Annotated in this window: 11 protein-coding genes; 1 reads left to right on the top strand and 10 read right to left on the bottom strand. The window is 40.4% G+C overall.

What is annotated here, in order from left to right; all coding sequences use genetic code 11:
• Position 1: 1 nt before the first annotated feature.
• The 10 genes from AB3G73_RS22550 to AB3G73_RS22505 form a co-directional block, all read right to left on the bottom strand.
• Positions 2-1726: a DUF5108 domain-containing protein gene (locus tag AB3G73_RS22550; protein ID WP_148364568.1), complete on the bottom strand. Its 1725-nt coding sequence runs from the start codon at positions 1724-1726 to the stop codon at positions 2-4.
• A gap of 17 nt (positions 1727-1743) precedes the next feature.
• Positions 1744-3285, bottom strand: a complete 1542-nt coding sequence (locus AB3G73_RS22545) for a RagB/SusD family nutrient uptake outer membrane protein (RefSeq protein ID WP_234131864.1) — start codon at positions 3283-3285, stop codon at positions 1744-1746.
• Positions 3286-3298: 13 nt separating this feature from the next.
• A complete protein-coding gene (locus AB3G73_RS22540; protein WP_122135667.1) occupies positions 3299-6556 on the bottom strand; it encodes a TonB-dependent receptor in 3258 nt (1085 codons plus the stop codon).
• A 20-nt stretch (positions 6557-6576) separates the two neighbouring features.
• Complete coding sequence (locus AB3G73_RS22535) at positions 6577-8838, bottom strand: fasciclin domain-containing protein (protein WP_367745650.1); 2262 nt, start codon at positions 8836-8838, stop codon at positions 6577-6579.
• Between the two features lie 31 nt (positions 8839-8869).
• Complete coding sequence (locus tag AB3G73_RS22530) at positions 8870-9445, bottom strand: hypothetical protein (protein WP_320980167.1); 576 nt, start codon at positions 9443-9445, stop codon at positions 8870-8872.
• Between the two features lie 29 nt (positions 9446-9474).
• On the bottom strand, positions 9475-11160 hold the full coding sequence (locus AB3G73_RS22525; RefSeq protein ID WP_320980168.1) for a pectate lyase: 1686 nt from the start codon (positions 11158-11160) through the stop codon (positions 9475-9477).
• 83 nt (positions 11161-11243) lie between these two features.
• Complete coding sequence (locus AB3G73_RS22520) at positions 11244-13775, bottom strand: glycoside hydrolase family 88 protein (RefSeq protein ID WP_367745649.1); 2532 nt, start codon at positions 13773-13775, stop codon at positions 11244-11246.
• A gap of 200 nt (positions 13776-13975) precedes the next feature.
• Entirely contained in the window at positions 13976-15286 is a 1311-nt protein-coding gene (locus AB3G73_RS22515; protein WP_148364279.1) for a glycoside hydrolase family 28 protein, read from the bottom strand.
• A gap of 172 nt (positions 15287-15458) precedes the next feature.
• Positions 15459-16949, bottom strand: a complete 1491-nt coding sequence (gene ltrA, locus AB3G73_RS22510) for a group II intron reverse transcriptase/maturase (protein WP_367745096.1) — start codon at positions 16947-16949, stop codon at positions 15459-15461.
• 232 nt (positions 16950-17181) lie between these two features.
• On the bottom strand, positions 17182-17334 hold the full coding sequence (locus tag AB3G73_RS22505) for a hypothetical protein (RefSeq protein ID WP_167511788.1): 153 nt from the start codon (positions 17332-17334) through the stop codon (positions 17182-17184).
• A 1043-nt stretch (positions 17335-18377) separates the two neighbouring features.
• On the opposite strand from AB3G73_RS22505, the gene AB3G73_RS22500 reads away from it, so the two are divergent.
• Complete coding sequence (locus tag AB3G73_RS22500; protein ID WP_367745648.1) at positions 18378-21341, top strand: sugar-binding domain-containing protein; 2964 nt, start codon at positions 18378-18380, stop codon at positions 21339-21341.
• The last annotated feature ends 18 nt before the right edge of the window (positions 21342-21359 follow it).

The raw sequence follows: 21359 nt of genomic DNA, 5'->3' as shown, positions 1-21359 counted from the left end.
TTTATTCGTCAAATATGGGTTCAAATTCTAAATAATCTAAGTATATACGATAATCGGATTTATCACTAGCAGCAGGGTCCGTCAATACCAGTCTGAATGTGTGAGTAGAGTTTTCTGTAAATTCTATCTCATCATAAATCACATCTTCATAACATCCCAACTTGTTGCTTTTGAGAGTAGTGGTTGAACTGGTATACGGTGCACGTGTGACAGAATGATCTCCATCAAAGCTGAAAATCATTTGTCCTCCGTTACTTCCGCCACTTTTTGTTCTGATAAAATCCATAGATGTAGCATAACCAAAGTGTAATGTTACTTTGTACTTTCCCTTGATGATAGACGGTGTTTCCATTGAGATCCAACCTGTATTACCAATGTTCAACATTAGAAAGTCATAATTACGGGCAGTTTTCCAGTCATTATTCGTCCGGGTAGTAAAATAGGTAATATTATAATATTTATCAAAAGCTCCTGATGGATTCTTTAGTTCATATTCATAACAATTAAGTTCTGAGATGTCGCATTTCTTTTCTGCCGTTCCAAATGATTCCTGAAATTTAATGCCCTCCTCTCCATGACCGTCTGCAATCCAGTCTTTGATAACAGAGAAATTACATACATCAAACAATACAGTTTCCGGTTTTACATCCGCAATCGGCAGGTAAGTGGAAACTTGATGAATATAGCCATTCTTAGCTTGCAAATTACAAGCGTCTTCCACAAAGACAGCTTTGTTTGCTTCGTCCTGATAGTTCAAGTAAAATTTTCTATCTTCCTCTTGGCTTATTCTTACCACATTTCCTTTGCACGATGTGTTCCATATCTTAGAAGTCGCATTTTCACTGTCAAAACTCTGCAAGTCGTTCAAATCATAACTTCCGGTCAGGATGTGATAGGCTACATATTTATACAATGCATTCTCCGGATTACTATAGTCACTGCTTGCTCCCAACAGTTGTGCTAAATCAGCCAGACTATTGATACCTGCATCATGAAAAACATCATCCGTTACAGCTAACAGTGTGTAATTGCGTTTCTGCTTGATAGTTTGTCCCTGATCATTTTTCAGTTCATCATAGATAATGTCCAACTCAGCTCCCCATCCCGTCGCATCTAAAGCGGACTTCAAGAGGGCGTAAGGACGTCCGCTTTCGGATATCCGGGCATATACGCTTTCAGTAAGCGGAGTTAACGTATTTCCTAACACATATACATAACCGTTGGATACCGGATTTGCAAATTCAAGCACATGGGCTTCACTGTTCAGATAAACGGACCGCATACCACCACCGCCATTTTCCGCACTTCCGAATGATACCATCAAAATATCGTCAGAAACAGTTTTCTTAGCCAATGCACCTTCCTTCTCAATAAAAGTTGCTTGATTAATGGTGTCTTGTATAATATGATAAGACACCAAATTACGTGCATATTCCGTTCCCAATTCTTCGATGGAAGAAACCCCTCTCCGAGTGTAAAACTCCTGTACAGCTGTATTGTTGGGAACGAAAAGAGTGAAGCGCTGGGTAGCCTGATTCACCGCATTGTATAAGTCCGCATATTTCATGATGTGAATCCATTCGGAAAAGTCTTCCGACCTGCTGGATAAATAAGTTGCAGCAGGCTGTGTATCAAAGACCACAAAAGTGTCTCCATCATACGGATCATTACAAGCTGCACATAAAACGATGAGCAGCATCCAGTAATATTTTTTTAGTTTTTTCATCATATATCGTTATTTAATTATTCGTAATAAGGATTTTGTGTCAATAACGAGTTGTTGAATATATCTTCAGCAGGAATTGGCAGATACCAAGCATTATCGTTATCCAAAACAGAACTCAGCCATTTATTTTCCGCAGTAAGGTTATTCTCCATAATGATTGCTTTAAAGCGGGCTTTATACTTGAAGTTTTGCTGCTTACCGTAGCGCAATAGGTCATACCAACGCTTGCCTTCTGCTGCAAACTCCATGTCGCGTTCGTCCAATAGCATTTCCAATAACATTTCTTCAGTAGCTTCGTTAATATTGTCCGCACTGACTTCACTTCGTGGGTTTAGCTCTGAACGTTCGCGTATCTGATTAATTATAGCCAATGCTTCTGTCCAGTTGGCAGAACCGCCGATACGAATCAGTGCTTCCGCTTTCATCAACATTACGTCTGCCATACGATAGATGATATAATTGGCATCCAGAATGGTGCGTACAGCTTCCCGGTCGGCGACTCCCATTCCTGAATATTTCCAGATAATGCCGTTGTCCGGATAGTTAGCATAAACAGTACCGGCGAACGAGCCATAATAGGTGCGACTTATTTCATCTCCTCTATGTTGTGTGTATTCATCTATTAAGCGAAGAGTCATCGGCTCAGAATACATATAAGAGTCTATTGTAACATCAGTGCCATAAGGGAAAACCTTGGACGGGCTTCCACTTCCCTGCGCATAATTGGTTTCATCATATTGTATTTCAAAGATAGATTCGTTACTGTTACCGGGATAGAACATATTGAACCATTGTCCGGGTGTCGACATAAATACTGGTCGCATAGCGGCTGTAGCGTTGATCAGGTAATCAGCATAGGTGACACACTCTTCGTAATCTTCTGCCCAAAGGCAAGTTTCCGCCATCAGTGCGTACAATGCCCATTTGGTAGCACGTCCTTTGGTAGCCCATGTTCCGTCAAATGTTTCTTTGGCAGCATTAGTTGCCAACGCTGCATGTACATCACTTCTTATCAGCTCCAGAATTTCCGTTTCGGATGACTTGGCTACATCATTAGGCATGGCATCGTCTACATAGGGTTCGGTAATCAAGGGAACCTCTCGAAAGTTACGTACCAGATACAGGTATGACAGTCCGCGTAGAAAATAGGCTTCTGTCAGATGTGAGTTCATTCTCGATTCATAATAACTCGCATCTTTGTCCATCACGGTTGGTGCATATTTCAACACAGCATTCGCCATACCGATCACTTGGTAGAAGGTACCCCATTGAACTGTTGATGTACTGGGCAACACCTGAAAGTTCTGAATTAGACCGGTTTTTGTTCCTCTGCCAGGGACGATGACAGAACTTCCTCTCAACTCTCCCCAATTGATGATATAGGGAACACAAGTACGTAAACGACTGTATCCCTGAGCGAGAATGGCTTCCACATCTTCGGAAGACTCCCAGTACATATCGGTGGATTGCTTATCTTTGGGCAGAACATCGAGCCAATCGCTGCATCCACTCACCAACAAACTTCCGGACAGTAACAATATAGTAAATATCTTTTTCATGTTCGTAGATCTTTTAAAAACTTAAATTAAAGCCGGCAACAAGTTGAATAGAAGCCGGTGTAGTAGCACTATCTGTGGCATATGTATTTTCGGTCTTCACTTCCGGATCCTGACCGGTGTATTTAGTCCAAGTAAAGAGGTTGTATCCAGTGACATATACATCAATATTGCTAAATCCCCAACGCTGAATTATTTTTTTCGGCAAGCGATAGTTGAACGACAACGATTTCAAACGCAGGTAAGAAGCATCTTCCACAAAGCGGTCGGAACCCAGTGTGTTGTATCCTTCTCCATAAAGTGCACGCGGAATATCTGTCTGATCGCCTTCATTACGCCAACGTCTAAGGACAGCCGTACTTTGATTGTCAATTCCACGCATGGATTCATTATTCAGACGGGTAGAGTTGACTACGTCCTGTCCATAACGTCCGTAAAAAATAGCCGACAGCTTAAATTGCTTATAGCTGACGTTGACACCAGCACCTCCGGTGAATCTCGGATTAGAGTTACCTAAATAGACAATATCATATTGATTGATGACACCATCATGGTTTATATCCTCGTAGAGAGCATCTCCGGGAGCTATGGTAGCTGTTCCATTCCGCATAACAATCGCGTTACCGGAAATATCTTTCATCACGTTGCCATCTGCATCACGTGCATACGTAGCATCTTTATTCTGGCAAACACCTTTGTAGCGATAGCCGTAGAAAGAACCCATCGGACGTCCTTCTTCTCTACGGTATGCATAGATGCCATTACCGAAGGTATAGTTTTCTTCGGTATAGTTATCCGGCATTTCCGTAATCTTGTTCTCGTTGTGAGCGATGTTAAAGTAGAACCCTACACGCCAGTCTTTATTTTCAAACGGGACGGCATCAACACGGAATTCCCAACCTTTATTCGTCATCTTTCCGGAATTCATGTAGCTGACTTCATAGCCATTTCCATAACCAATACTAGTTGGCATTTTAACTTTCTTTTGCAACAGATCTTTGATATATTTCTGATAGACATCGACCGTGAAGCGAAGTTTCCCTTTTAAGAAAGAAGCGTCCAGCCCTGTATTATATTCAGTGGTTGTTTCCCATTTCAGGCGATTGAGCTGCATGCTGCTCGGGGTAATGGCGCTCATATCCATGTAATTGTCTCCGGAGGCGTACGAACCCAGATAGAGCGAAGCGCCAGAGGCAGCATTCCCCGTCTGTCCTAAACTAAAACGAAGTTTAAACTCATCCATCCAATCGTTCGAAAAGTCCATGAATTTCTCATCTGCCAAATGCCAAGCGACACCGACAGTAGGGAACATTCCTAAACGTTCCGATTTACCCATAGTTGAGTTGCTCTCTAATCCCAAAGAAGCATTGACGATATAGCGGTTCAACAGAGTATAGTTCATTAAAGCCACACCGTTGATGCTACGCGTCTTAGAATCTCCAGAACTAATTTTACGTACGGCACTTCCGATAGTAGGATCGGCAAGACCGGAAGAAGCGTTACCGGAAGTTTCACTTCCATAACTGGATTTAGTCGTTTCCACAGTACGGAAGACACCGGTCGCAATAATGCTATGCTTATCATTCCAATTTTTACGATAGATCAACTTGTTCTCGGTATTGATGGTCAATTGGTCAGAAGAAGTATCTGTACTGCGGTTTGCATTACTGTCAGTCCAGGCAAGTCCGGTAGCTACTTGCGGCAAAAACATGCGTCCTTTCGTATTACGGATATTCATGTTGACATTACCCCAATAAGTTAGCCCATTCAATATGTTGTATTCAATGTTGAAATTCATCTTACTTTCCCGCTGGATAGTTTTGTTGACACTCTCATTCGCCATAGCAATAGGATTGTAATATCGACTTTTTTTGCTGTCAAAGGCCGGATCTAATGTGGAATTTTCATTGTGATTGAAATACTGTGAAGTATAATTTCCAGTCGCATCGTCGATATAGTAAGGAGATTTGTTTGGTGCTTTGCGGAAAGCCTCTGTACGTACATTGTAATAATTATTATTTCTCGTAGACTGAACAAAAGAGAATTGCGTTGTAAAAATTAACTTGTCAGAAAACTTGTAACGTACGTTTAACGAGGAGTTCAAACGACTGAAATCGGTTCCGACAGTCGTACCGCCTTCATCCAGATAACCTAAAGAGAAACGATAAGTTGCTCTTTCTCCTCCACCACTCATAGAAAAAGTATTTTCCCATGATTGCGTATTTCTACGTACTTCAGACAGCCAATCTGTATTCTGGTTATATTCGTCAAAATAAGTCCAGTCCGGCTGATAACCGATCTCCGGTGAATTGTAAAGCATCTGCAAATAGCTGGCAGAGTTAGCAAGACCAATGTAATTGGCACTATTCCACAGAGCATCGGAAATTAAGGCCGAATATTGATTACCATCCAGCATCGGAATACTTTCCGGTTCAAACTTGGCGGAGAACTTGGAAGAAAAACTGAAACGCGTTTTTCCCTGCACTCCTTGTTTTGTTTTGATGACCAACACACCATTAGCACCTTTGGTACCCCAAACAGCAGTAGCCGCCGCATCTTTCAAAACCTCAATGGATTCAATATCTTGCGGTGAAATATTTAGCAAGGCACCCAAGTCATCATTGTTGATGGTCGAAAAATCCGTATTATCATCAATCTCAGCCGGATAAGGTACACCGTCGACTACGATCAACGGCTCGGAATTGGCGTTCAGCGTACTTCCACCACGAATCTGGATAGAGGCACGTGCACCGGGGTCACCACCGCCTAATACAATGTCGACACCACCCAACTGCCCCTGCAGGGCATCTTCAATAGAAGTAACCGGAGCAATAGCTACCAAATCTTCCATATTGACTTTCTGTGTGGCAGAAGATTGCTCTCTGGAACTGATACCCATATCGTTGCGTTCAATTCGTTTTCCCGAGATTACCACCTCATTGATTGACTGTGTATCGTCTTTCATGGTAACATTCAGCCTGGTCTGACCATTATACTTGATTCGTTGGGTTTTCATTCCAATATAAGAAAACACAATGGTCAGATTATTTTCATTTGGTACTTTCAAGTTGTAGATACCGTCCATATTTGTGATAGTACCGCCTAATGAACGGTTTTGGGAATTAAGGATGTTAACGTTTACTCCCACCATAGGCTCTGCTGTCGCGCCAAACATCTCGGTCACTTTACCGGACAGGACTTTAGCTTGTCCAAAAGCTTCGCCGGCAGTTGTCGCGAATACGATAGCAATCAGTATGTATTTTAATAATTTCATAATCTCTATTTTTCTGTTAATCAAAAGACGTCATCAATCAGGTGGAAACAACCCTCTTCGTATGCGAACGGAAAGTAGTAATAGTCTGGAATCACATGACATTTTTTGTATCCTTCCAACTGGATACTCAGTGAAGTCCCGTTATCTGTATAAATCAGTTGTGGCACAGTCGCTCCTTCAGTTTCTGCTGTACGTTCACTCCAATAACGTCCACTCTTGAAATCAGATCCAATATAAGGATAAGAAGCTATCACATTTTGTTTGGCAGTCATAAAGTATGAGTTCAGATAGTTTGCCAATTTTGCTTTATCAAAGTCACCAGTCAACTCACCATTGGCATCAAATGAGGCATTGGTTGCTCCCGGAATCCTATTATCCAATAAGGCTTGTTTGATAGCTTCATTGGTAGGAATAAATGCGACAAACCGTCCTTTTAAGAAAATATTCATCAGTACTTGATTAGATATAATATCTGTTTGACGCAGTAATTGGGTAAAGCAGTAATACGGATAATTCCTGTCCGCACAAATAGCAAGATTGTAATTCAAGTCACCACTTTCTGCCATAAATAGCTGATTACAATCAAAGCTGTAGGCACTGCCGTTAGAGCCGTCTTTCAGTTTCGTAAATGGGAAGAAGACCTCTCCATTGAATTGAGGATTCAATTGCTGATTGAAAATAGCATTACAAGTAATTTCTCCGTCCTTAACAAACCAGAAGTTCCAACTGGACTGTGTAGGGATTACTTTCATTCCATCCTCCGGTAATTTACTATCCTGGCCACTAGGAATGCTGGCAGAGTGTAAATACATAATATTCTGTTTGGCAGAACTGCTGATTTCTGACCAACCATCATCCCCCATTTCTTCCAATCCTTGAGTACTATAAACGGTTCTGATACCTGAAGCATCGAATTGGTCCGCAGTGGGAACAAGCATAATATATTTCACTAAATTAGATGTGTAAGAGGATATCAGGGAAGACCCTCCCAATGCATAAAGGAAAGAACGTGCATCCCGATATTGGAACAAAGGTCCTACTACAGACGCGAATGCACTCGGTTCCTGAATCTCGTTCATTCCATAAAGTGCACCGTTCACACACATGATTTTTTCGTTCAACATTGCCGGATTAATATTGATTGGCGAACCGAGCAAGGATTCCAGTTTTCCTGTTCCTATTTCTTCGGGAAATACCAATGAGCCACCATAGATAAACTGGTATAGAAAATAGTTAAGAGCCAATGGATCAACCTCTCCCAATGAAGAATAACCTCCGACTTTCCAAAAATTGTCGAAGAAATGATTAATGGCAGTGTTTGACGGTGCAAAGATGCTGTAAGCGGTAGCAGTCAATAACGTGAAATTTAGATAGCTGCTTGTAGGCCATTCGCAAGCAATATTCGGCAGACTGTTGTGCTGATATTGATAAAGTGTATCTACTCCGTATGCCGCAGCATAAGAGTTACTTAATGTATTATCGGCAATATATTCACCGAAAGAATCATATAAATTGAAAAAGATAGAATATTCATCTTGTTTCTTCAATTCGGTATAAATTGTTTCCAATGGTTCAATCACCCGGTCAACCGTATGAATATAGCCATTATTAGCAATTATTCCGTATTCTTTTACTGATGCATTAGATACATTGAAGCCATTGTCTCCTGTCCAAGTAGAGTTGGGATAAAAAGCTTCGTAGTTACTCTTCGCATCAATACCTTTCGTCTGGAAATAACGATAAGAGAATACCGGCAAATAGCGTTCCAAGTGGTACACCATAACAGAAGAACCTGTAGCAGTTGTCTCAATTGTTGGCGCATCACTGCTTCTTGTTCGGTGTTTGTAATACAGACCTGCTGCTACACTCTGCTCTTCTTCCGTTTCCGTATTTCCCGTTGGGCGGAAGTTTACCAACTTCTCCTTATTATAAGAATAATAAAGAACGTGGTAACCTATTACTTTTTTTACCTCATCGACAGGCATGTCGTAAATAGTGGCATAACCTTTTTCGTTTAGATAGGATTGGAAAGCACTATCGTCTGGTGCCATAATAGTCAGGATTGCTTTACCTTCAAGCATTTGCTTGAAACCGGCAATCTCCACTCCTTGTAGGAAGATGGAATAGTTTCCGTGTTCACTAGAACTTAATACTTCCCATGCGTTGTCTGCTACCCAATCAGGCACTTCGTAATGCTCGTCCATGTTGTCTTTACAGGCTGTAAAGAGTAATGAGAGGCATAACAGCCAAAGCATTCTCCGTAAAGATACTTTGTTTTTCATTGTTTTCATTAGTTTAAAATTATGAGTTTTATTATTTGAAATCCAGATTGATTGATAACGCATAATTATTCTCTTCCAAATATGGATAATCTACATCAAATTCTGCTACAAATCCGGCAGTTGTGGTAGATGTATGGTCTTCATCCAAATCTACCGTATTGTAATAAAATTCTTCCCCTAAAGCAGTAATTTCAGATGTTACTAATATTGTACATTTTTGATATGAGTAACGGACTCCTTCGTCTATCATAATAACTAGCTTTACATGATGTTTTCCATAAGACATTTTATGCCATATATCAACATATTTTTCGTTTTCTAAGGGTACAGTAATATTGGGATAAGCAGGATACTCTGCCCCATCTAAATATACATGACAATAATCCTGTCTATCTTGCGTATTATAAATATAGCCATTATGAGCCATTGCAATAACAGATATTAGATTCTCAAAAGTAGAATCTTGTTCTGATATACTTTTTGTACTCTTTTCTATTTTTTGTATACAAGTAGATGTGTCGAATAAATCCGTACTATCGCAAGCAACAATGAAAAAAGAAGAAAATAAAATTCCTAAGATGAATTGTAAAAAATATCGCTGTTTCATATAACTTATTATTTATTGTATTTCACTATTTATTCACCGTACGCTTCTTTCCAAGCCTTTTCATACTCATCTAGAAATTCGAGTGAAAAAGCATAGTTTTCAATCATCGTATATCCGTTCTCTGCAATACGAACGGCATCTCCCGCATTATTTTTATTTAGCCCCCATTTGTCCTCAAAATCATCGGGTATGCCGTCGCCATCCGTATCTTTTCTAGCAGTGCCAACATTAATATTTTGCCAAGTCTTGGCAAGAGGGTATTGTGTCTCTATGTTTTGATTTCTAAAAATTGTTCCTTTAGTACCTAATGAAGTCAGTTCATCAATCATGAATTTATCTACCAAATCACGATTGGGTAAAACCGGCCCAACATTTTCAACAATCCAATGATAAGCTTCTGTAGCACTAGTTTTTATGCTGATTTCCGAGTGTTGGCTATCTGGTTTACTCAAAAAGACAGGAGTGGCACTGCAATAAGTCTGCCAATTACCCTGAGTGATTTCGAATCCATTTAATGTGCCGTCTTTATCGTTATCATAATAATTACCTACACAATAAGTATCAAAATCACCATCACCATTACCACCTATGAAAGGTTTAGTTGGATTTACTTGTTGATAAGTATCTGCCAAGTAATTATTATTGTCACTACTTATTCCATTATAATGATATTTCGTTTCATCATCGAACATACTCTTATCTGTAGTTGCTATAGGATATGACGTATTCACCCATGTATAAGCTGGTCCTTTGATAAAATAATTATTTTCAATAACTGTGTTAGAGTGCCCTGAAGATTCCCCCCCCATATTATAAGCCGCTCCATTTCCCCAATTATAAATAACATTGTTAACAAATTGATTCAATCCTTTCACTTTAAAATTACGAGTTTTATTGTCAATAAATAGATTTCGAAAGACAGTAACTCCTTCTTTATCACTAGTTTGAACTAAACCTCCGCAAGAATGATTCTGGCATCCTTGTCCTAAAATTGAATTCTGCAATGTTATGTTATAGAGACCTTTCGGTTGCTTGTCATTATTGAGTGAAAAACATTCATCTGTTCCCCATGTGAAAGAACAATGATCATAAATTTGATCATGCCCATAGGCAGCTCCTCCTGCGTCTATGTTGTCACTGCCACTAACCTGGCGACCAGTACGCATACGCATATAACGTACAATCAGGTTATTCGCATTGGTGGAAGAAGTCCTACCATTATAAAGTTCGATGCCATCGCCGGGAGCCGTCTGAAACAAGACTGTTTGATTGTCTTTAAACACAAGTACTTCTTTATTCAAATCAATCACACCTGACACGTTAAACACTACAATTCTGTTTGCTTGACTAACAGCATCTCTTAACGATCCAGCACCACTATTATTCAAATTAGTTACTACATAAATTTCTCGGTTGTTACTACCACGTGCACCATCAGCGTTTCTGCCATATCCTACTGCACCCGGAAATGCCGGTGCATAATTGGCTAAGACAGGAAATGCCGGACCAGAACTTGTATTACCACCACTTTCTTCCTCCTCCAGATATGAACTGTGAGGATTGATGGCAGGATCTGCATCCTCCTCATCTACAGGTTCTTTATCTACGCAAGCCGCTAACGACGAGAGTGAAAACAAAAAGAAATATAAAATGCTTGTTAAGCATCTCACGGCAATTGAACATGCCTTTTTTTGAAAAAATACTGTGTTTTTCATCAACATAAATTATAATTTAAATTGTTAATTTGATTAATAAATAAAATCAAACTTAAAAAGTGTACATCTATTATGGAATACACTCAATAATTCAACTCAATACATCCCATAATGAAAGGTCCTGTTGCTTTAGCATCATTATCTCTCATTTTCTCTCCTATATAATACTCGAAACTGCCGTCACGGTAAGGCTTACCACCTAATCCACCCACTTGGCAACATTTTGTCAATGTCAATGTTCCGTCCGAATTTGAGATTAGTAGTTTATCACACAGACCTTTAAAGGCTTTTTCTGCAATAGCACGATACTGACTATCAATATATCCTTTATTCACAGCTTTCATATAAGCATACATACATTGTGTCGTAACAGAAGCTTCCGGAAAATTACCGGTACGTGAAGGTTGGTCAATTACTTGATACCACAAGCCATTTTTATCTTGGTATTTTGAAAGAGTTTCTGCTAATTCCTTCGTCCATTTAATCATATCAGCATAGCCTGAATGATCTTGGGGAATATATTCCAAAGCATCTACTAAAGCCATAAACCACCAACCGATACTACGTCCCCAGAAATTAGGAGAATGGCCAGTTTCCGGATCAGCCCAGCGCTGGCTACGGTCCTCATTCCATGCATGATAATAAAGTCCGGTCTTGGTATCGTATGTATGCTGATGGCAGAGAGTGAACTGTTTAACAGCCTCATCAATCCATTCCGGACGATTAAATTCAGCTCCATATCTAGCCATAAAAGGAGAAGCCATATACAATCCATCCAACCACATCTGATTAGGGTATATTTTCTTATGCCAAAAACCTCCATCTGTTGTACGAGGCTGCTTTTTCAACTGGTCTATCAGATTCTCGATAGCCAATTTATATTTCTCCTTTTGGGTTTCATCGTATAAATCAAAAAGAACTTTCCCGGAGTTGATATAATCCAAATTATAGGTTTCTTTCTTATACAAATAAATATCCCCTTTATTATCTACCAAAGAATCAGCCCATGCCTCTACATAATCAAAGTACCTACGGTCTCCTGTTTTCTTCCAAACTTGTAACATCGCACAACAACCTACTCCTTGCGCATAACCAAAATACAGGCGTTTTCCATGATCCAGTTGCCACGCTTTCGGGAAACGGCGAATTTCCGAATCGGCAAACAGACGATAATAAGTGTCGGAAGCAAAAGAATCCGTACGGAAAGGAACTGCTGGAAATCCGGCTTTATTAAACAGATTCACTCTAAAGAAAGTCCCATAACCGTAGCGTACAGCTACAGGTACAGAGACATAAGTTGAAGAAAGCGTTATCGAACTTCCATCAATTACGGCTTCAGCCGGATAAAACCGCGCATCATTGCCAGCAATAAAAAATCCTTTTACCGGTTCATTGCCGGGTGTCTGCAGGCCACCTTCCGCAAATTCAAAATCTAATGTAATTTCTCTCCCATTCACTTTCATTGATTTGTAGAGAGGTCCTGAATAAACAATCTTTTTACCATATTGCTTTGCTAATGCCCAAGCTGCCAGCCGTTCGCCCGGTGCAACTTTATTTCGTGGATGTATGTCTGTAGAATCGGCTGCATCCGTCACTACTGCCATTCCAATGTTCTCAAGTCCACCTAACCATGTTTTCAATTGTGCTTCACGAATACCTGCCGATTGTTTGTAATGTGGTGCAATCTGTACAAAATAGAATGGCATATCCGGCTGATTCCACTCTTTCCGCCAACTATTTATCAAGTTAGTAAATACCTCCTGATATTTCTCATAACGAACAGAGTTGGACTCTCCCTGATACCAGATATTCCCTTTTACAGTATACCCTACTATAGGAGCAATCATACCATTCCACAATGTAGCCGGAACCTTGCACTTATCTTTTTCCCTACTCACCTTTTCCTTTGAATATTGTTTTAAGACATCGGCATACAGCGGATTGTTTTCCATCACTTTCATGCTTGTCCAGGATTCGGCATGTGTTCCTCCCCAAGTAGACTGAATTAAACCAACCGGTGTACTCAATTCCTTATGCAATTTACGCCCAAAGACAAATCCTATAGCAGAAAAGTCTTTCAGATTCTCCGGACTACAAACCACCCACTTCCCTGTACAATCCTCTTTTTCACCATCAGGCGCCATCTGATGCTCTACATGAAACAGACGGATTTCCGGAAAATCAGCATCTTTCATTTCCTCCGCTTCATTCAGCATTCCTGTTTTCCATTTCACTTGCGGATTACGAGCTACTGGAAATTCCATATTTGACTGTCCGGTACAAAGCCAAACTTCACCTATTAATACATTATTGATATGAATCTTATTATCGCCTTTCAATATCACAGACTGTCCGGAAGTAGCAGCCGGTGTTTGTATCATCAATTCCCAATGACCGCTTTCTGAAGCAACCACCTTATATTTCTTATGATCCCACGAAGTTTTTACCTGAATCTTCTCTCCGGGACGTGCTTTTCCCCAGAAACGTACCTTCGCATTTTGCTGAAGTACCATATTATCTGATAATATAGAGGGAAGTTGTATATCTGCATAAATTCCCAAAGGGAAAAAACAGATCAATAGCCACAGACAAAAAATAATTCTACAGAATTTCATTGTATTTTATAGTTTTAGATTCAATGTTTTACTAAATAAGCACATGTCAAAGATACCGTATTACATGGCAGAATGAAAGGAAAGGAATATGGAGAATTCGACTTTCTTATGTAAATTCATATGCGTACAGCCTATCAGACGTCGTTTTTGTACGATTTTACAGTCTATGTACAATTTTCCAGTCTTTCTGCCATTCTTTTTTAATTCACCTTAGTTATTTCAACCTTTCTTATGATGAGTGAATCAATTATGTTTTCATCTATCTTCACATCCTTTTTCGCCTTGATAGCCAGATTGTCGAAACAGAAATTGGATAATTTGTACTGATTTGATTTCTCTACAGCAAAAAAGGAATCGCAATCCAGGTGAATATTACGCATCGTTATATAGCTGGAATATGAGACCGGCATATCTTTGCGATCTTTCAGATCATAAAACTGTGTCCATGGAGCAATAAAAATGCAATTGCGAACATTCCCTTTTACGTCTTCAACCAAGATGTACTTATATTGTTGAGGAGTATCCGGACGCATTTTCAGCCATAAAAGGCGTTTAGCCTGATCCAAATCACAACGCCGGAGAATTATATTATGATTATAGATTGACTCACTTCCACAAGTCAGCACTCCGTGACAAAATCCGAAAGTACAGTCTTCAATAATAATATCACAATTGCCACCATTATCGGGATCTTGATCCGCCCAGGGTCCTTTCCCGCCTTTTAAAGCAATTGCATCATCGTTGACAGACATATAACATCCCTTAACTAGTACATTTTTACATGCATCGATATCAATAGCATCTGTACTGGGAGCTTTTACAGGGGAAGAAGGAGAATAGATATGTAAATCCAAGAGTTTTACACTATCACACTTATAAATGTGAGTCGTCCAAAACGGAGAGTTCACCAGCCGTACATCAGAAATCTGTACGTTATTACTATGGGATATATGAAGCAAACGGGGACGCAATTCATCCATATTAGTACATTTAGGAATAACCCGCCGCCGCAACCAGAATGATTTCCAGTATCGCTCACCGTTTCCATCAATCGTTCCTTTCCCGGAAAGAGTAAAACCATCAATCTTATCAACATTAATCAAGGCAGAAAAGTATTTCAGATTCTGTCCTTCCATCCGTGTTTCTATTACAGGAAAGTTGCTAATATCATCACTACCTTTTAATATAGCCTTTGATTCCAGATGTAAATGTGTTCCCGGTTTGAAGAAAAGTGCGCCACTAAGATAAGTGCCCTCCGGAATGACAACAACTCCCCCACCATTGTCGGATGCCAAATCTATAACAGCCTGAATCTTTTCAGTTTGTAGTAGTGTACTATCATTCACTACTCCATAATCTGTAATCAAGAATTTCTTTCCCATTATACTGATATCAGTTTTCTCATTTTGGTAAAACCAATCCGGTATCATTTTGCCATCGGGAAATTTCTCCTGACTAAATAGTTGTAAGCTACAACATGCCGCTACTATTAAAATTGCTGACTTTATCATTTTCTACTGCTTATTAGTTATGTAGGTCGGCGGCATTGCTGCCGCTTTCCCCATTAAGAACTGTACGTGCGACTTTCACCGCATACAGCTCCGATAATTCTAAATTTAATTCTCATAAAATTAAATCGGCTCATAATCATCTTGCGATGACTTGTTTCCGATAAAGTTTTCTTCACGCACGTTGACGGGCACTTTTGAGTTTCCGCCTTTCGAAGTATTCGTCCCATGATGGGTCGAACGGATTGGCCTCGCATCTTATCTTTGTGTGTCGCTTGATTGGAATTTCTGTCAGTTGCTGTAATGTGAACTTATCCTTTATTTCTCCACATACATATTCAAAACCGAAAATCCAATTTCTGCCACCTTTTCGGATAAAATACTTCTTCCTTATCCATTTCCTTGACTTGTCGGTATGTCTGCGATATGACCATCTTTTAAGTTGATTTATTAAGATATGGTCACATCGGCAGAACACCTCCTTTGATACCACATGGCTGTAGTAGTTACCCCATCCCTTTATTATAGGATTGAGTTTCTCTATCAGCTCCTGCTGGGATGATGCCTTACCTTTGGTCAGCACAACCTCATGCAGCTTGTCAGTGAAACGTTTCTGACTTTTCTTTGACGGCTTTATTAACAATGTGCCGTTGTACTTCCGGACATTGAAACCTAAAAAGTCAAATCCGTCACTGATATGTGTTATCAGTGTCTTCTCATCGGATAGGGTAAGTCCTCTTTCCTTTAGAAAAACTGTCAACATTTCCTTTATTTCAAGTAACGTTTTCCTTTTGTCAGCAGTGACAATGAAGTCATCCGCATATCTTACGAGATTGACTTTGGGGCAGTAAAGTTTTCCATTGACATAACTTGCCTTGTACTTCTCTTTGAGCATCCTTTCCATGCCGTCAAGAGTTGCATTTGCAAGTGTCGGTGAAATAATGTCGCCCTGTGGTGTCCCTTCAATAGTCGGTTGAAGCAGTCTGTTGAATACAACTCCACTTTTCAGCCATTTTCTTAATATCTGCCTGTCGATTCGTACGTTATCGAGAAGCCATTCATGGCTGATATGGTCGAAGCAGCCTTTTATGTCTCCCTCCAATATCCATTCGGGAGAGCAATCCCTGCTTAGCCATCTGTGAAGCGCATCTATCGCATCTGCCGTACTTCTGAACTTTCTGAATCCGTAAGAGTTTGCATCCGCTTCACTTTCCGTTATGGGTTCCAATGCCATAAGATACAGTGCCTGCATGGCTCTGTCTTTCATGGTCGGTATTCCCAACGGTCTTGTCTTGCCGTTTGCCTTAGGTATGTTAACTCTTTTCAATGGGAGGGCTTTATATCCTCTCCGTGTCAAAGAACGTATAGCTTCTATTTTATTGGCATCGGTATCCCACTTTATGTGGTCAACCCCTGCCGTGCGTTTACCTTTATTGGAGGTCACTTTCCTTACTGCCAATGCCTTGGCTTCGAACGAAGTGACAAGCAGGTGCTGCAAGGCTTTAACCTTGTTGTACCTCTTTTCTTTATGAGCCTTTGCTATTCGGACTTGCAGCTTTCTGACCTTTCGTTCACATTTGGAGAAGTCAATGCTTTTCCATGTTGTGTTACGCTCGGCTGAAGATGCACACTCGGCTTTCGCCTTGCTCCTTTGCTGTTTCTTCATTTCGTTAAAGTTCTACAATCATTTCACAAAGAATTACCCTGCGGAAGTCTGCCTGCTTTCGCATGAGGTGACGTTTAAACCTCTATCTTCCGCATTACACGGAAGCGTTCGCTTTCTCCGCAATCCTTTACCCGCACATCATTCGGCTTCTCTTGCGATTGGCTTACCTGCCCGATAAAGGACAGGAGAGATACGGGCTTACCAAGTTCCGTACAAGTAACTTACGACCGACTTAAAGTCCGCCCATCCACCGGCAGTGCTGCATCCGTGTAGTCCTGAAAAAGAGAGAACTATCCTGACTGCCCGCCATTTTGGCTATAGCTTGTAAATATCCGTAAGCTATTCTTTTGTTACGATGGTGCAGCGGTTCACATACGTTACTCATATCGGTCAGCCTAACAGCCTATACATTGGATATTTCTGCATAGAACCATATTGTCAAGAGGGCTTCGCACCAAACAATTACTCGTAAAGCACGCCTCTTTAGGCTACTGTTGACGGAACAACAGGTTCAGACATTATGCTGAACAATTACTTGTACGACTTCTTGTCGCACCTTTTTCTGCAAAAGTACCGCATCTGCCCATTCACCCCAAGCTTAAGGATATGGAGATATTGATTTTCTTATGGAGTTCCATGCAAAAGCCTCAAATACTACTTATTCGTATACAATATTCCATATCCGGATGCACTTTTCTACATACCTAAAATCAGTACAGTTTCTCCGTCTCTTAAATAAAAAGCGCATCCTCTTTATAAAAGAAGACACGCTACAAATAGACTTTTTTCTTATATCGACGTTTGGAGATTAATTCCCCGGCAGAATATTATCTCGTAGTCACAGAAACTGTAATATCGTACGTAAAGAATATAATTTTCCAACAACAATGTTTATATCATTTACTTTTCATAAAAAATCCCCAATCAAGTTATATTTCGTATTATACCAAAGAAGAAAAAAACTGACTCATCTTTCATAATCCTCTTCACCGTTCTTAATAAATTATTGAGGAGTTTATTATAAACGCTATCCAAGTTTATTATAAACTATAAATTCCGGATCTAAGAACACAGCCATGATTTTTTGCAACAAAAAAGGCTGCAAATCCCATAAAGATTCGCAGCCTTTGGCTTATACGAAAACTCTCACAGTTTAACTACTGCAAGAATTTCCTAATATATTGTCATCATATTGTACCGGTTTCTTTTTCATTCTTTTTATAATACTACCTTTTACCCATTGATATTAACATCCACAAATATACAACATAAAAAAGGTTTTGTCAAGAGCATCCCGCCCATAAGAAGAATTATTTTTAAATTAATTTCAAAAGGTGCACAATTGTATATAATCTTTGTACATTTCTCCATTTCATACATTCAAAAAAGAAGTAATTTTGCGAGTGAATAAATATATTATTGATTATCATGAAACACCAATTATATCTTTTCGTTTTTCTGCTGATCACACTGTCTATTATCAACAGTCAGGCGGCCGAACGCAAAAAATACAACTTCAACAGTGAATGGAAGCTGCAAATAGGAGAATTTCCTAAAGCCAAAGACACTAAATTCGACGACAGTGAATGGAAGCAAGTAACTTTGCCTCATGCTTTCAATGAAGATGAAGCATTTAAACTCTCCATCGAACAATTGACAGACACAGTGGTGTGGTATCGCAAAAGTTTCCGGATTCCGGAACTGAAAAGTAACCAGAAAGTATTTATCGAGTTCGAAGGAGTACGTCAACGTGGAGACTTCTATCTCAACGGTCATAATCTGGGCAGACACGAAAATGGCGTAATGGCAGTGGGATTCGACCTGACTCCATATATGAAGGAGGGTGAAAACGTAATTGCCGTTCGCACCGATAACAACTGGATGTACAGAGAAGAGGGAACCAACTCCAAATTTCAGTGGAACGACCGCAATTTCAATGCTAACTATGGCGGTATCCCCAAAAATGTATTTCTGTACGTTACCGATAATGTATATCAAACTCTTCCCTTATACAGTAACCTGAAAACAACAGGTGTTTATGTGTACGCCAAAGATTTCGATATAAAAGGGCATAAAGCAACCATTCATGCCGAATCAGAAGTCAGAAACGACAGTAAATCTCCCCGCCAGTTCAGTTATCAAGTGACTGTACTTGATGCCGATGGCAAACGATTGAAAACTTTCCAAGGTGATAAAGTGACTTTAAAAGCAGGAGAGACTAAAACGGTAAAGGCATCCGCCATTATCAATAATCTTCATTTCTGGAGTTGGGGATATGGTTACCTGTATACGGTAAAAACTGCCTTGAAAGATGACAGCAATCAGATATTCGATGAAGTCAGCACCCGCACCGGATTCCGTAAAACACGCTTTGCTGAAGGAAAAATAGAATTGAACGACCGTGTTATCCAAATGAAGGGATATGCACAACGTACCAGTAATGAATGGCCTGCAGTAGGTCTGTCCGTACCAGCCTGGTTAAGCGACTTTTCTAATGGTCTAATGGTAAAAGGAAATGCAAACCTGGTTCGTTGGATGCACGTCACTCCATGGAAACAAGATGTAGAATCTTGCGACCGTGTAGGTCTGATACAGGCAATGCCTGCCGGAGATGCAGAAAAAGACCGTGAAGGACGCCAATGGGAGCAACGGGTGGAACTGATGCGCGATGCAATCATTTATAACCGCAACAACCCGAGTATCTTGTTCTACGAATGTGGCAACAAAGCTATCAGCCGTGAACACATGATAGAGATGAAAGCTGTTCGTGACAAATATGATCCGTTTGGCGGACGTGCTATCGGCTCACGTGAAATGTTGGATATTCGTGAAGCGGAATACGGCGGCGAAATGCTGTATATCAACCGAAGTGAGCATCATCCGATGTGGGCTACCGAGTATTGCCGCGACGAAGGTTTAAGAAAATACTGGGACGAATACAGCTATCCTTTCCATAAAGAGGGTGACGGTCCGCTTTATAAAGGTAAACCGGCTACTGATTATAACCGTAACCAAGATGAATTTGCCATTACCATGATAGCCCGCTGGTATGATTATTGGCGTGAGCGTCCCGGAACAGGCAACAGGGTCAGCTCCGGCGGCACTAAAATTATCTTCTCTGACACCAATACCCATTACCGGGGAGCGGAAAACTATCGCAGAAGTGGAGTGACAGATGCTATGCGTATTGAGAAAGACGCCTTCTATGCACATCAGGTGATGTGGAACGGATGGGTAGATACGGAAGAAGACCAGACCTACATTATCGGACACTGGAATTATCCTGAAAATACAGTAAAACCCATACATGTGGTATCTACCGGGGAAGAGGTGGAACTTTTCCTGAATGGTAAATCTCTGGGTAAAGGCAAACGCCAATACAATTTCCTCTTTACTTTTGACAACATAACATTCAAACCGGGTAAACTGGAAGCAGTCAGCTATAATCAAGCAGGAAAAGAAATCAGCCGCTACGCTATACATACAGCCGGTGAACCAGCCAAACTGAAACTTACCGCTATTCAAAATCCCGAAGGATTCCATGCAGACGGTGCAGACATGGCTTTAATACAGGTGGAAGTTGTAGATAAAGACGGAAAACGTTGCCCGTTGGATAATCGTACGGTTCAATTCACACTTAGCGGTCAAGCAGAATGGCGTGGAGGGATTGCCCAAGGTGAAAACAATCATATCCTTGATACAAAACTTCCGGTAGAATGTGGCATCAACCGTGCACTGATCCGCAGCACAACCACTGCCGGAAAAGTAACTCTGACAGCACAGGCTAAAGGATTACCTGCCGCCACACTCACATTGGAAACAGTGCCTGTAAAAGTTACTGAAGGTTTAAGCACTTATCTCCCGCAGGAGACTTTAAAAGGACAACTGGACAGGGGTGAGACTCCTTCTACCCCTTCTTACCAAGATAGCAAAAAAGGTGTACGCATCGTTTCAGCAAAAGCCGGTTCCAATAACAGCGATGCTGAAAAGAGCTATGATGATATCGAACTGACAGAATGGAAAAATGACGGTAAGTTGAGCACTGCCTGGATTACTTATACACTGGAGAGAGAAGCCGAAATAGACGATATATGTATCAAATTGCAAGGGTGGCGTTCACGCAGTTATCCATTGGAAGTATATGCCGGAAACATCCTGATTTGGAACGGAAATACAGATAAGAGTCTGGGGTATATTCATCTCAATGTAGAAAAGCCGGTACGTGCCAACACTATAACCATTCGCCTGAAAGGAAATACTAGTGACAAGGATGCTTTCGGACAGATCATTGAAGTAGAAGCCAAAGCTGCCAATAAAATGGAACAGGAAAAGAGCAGTAGCAAAAATCAGTTAAGAATCATTGAAGTAGAATTTCTCGAAACAATCAAATAAATTAGTTCTCAACAGGTA

Origin of the sequence: Bacteroides sp. L008 (assembly GCF_040812255.1) — a bacterium.
Taxonomy (GTDB): domain Bacteria; phylum Bacteroidota; class Bacteroidia; order Bacteroidales; family Bacteroidaceae; genus Bacteroides; species Bacteroides vicugnae.
Note: the sequence above shows the minus strand (reverse complement) of the source record. Positions and strands in the feature narration are given on the sequence as shown.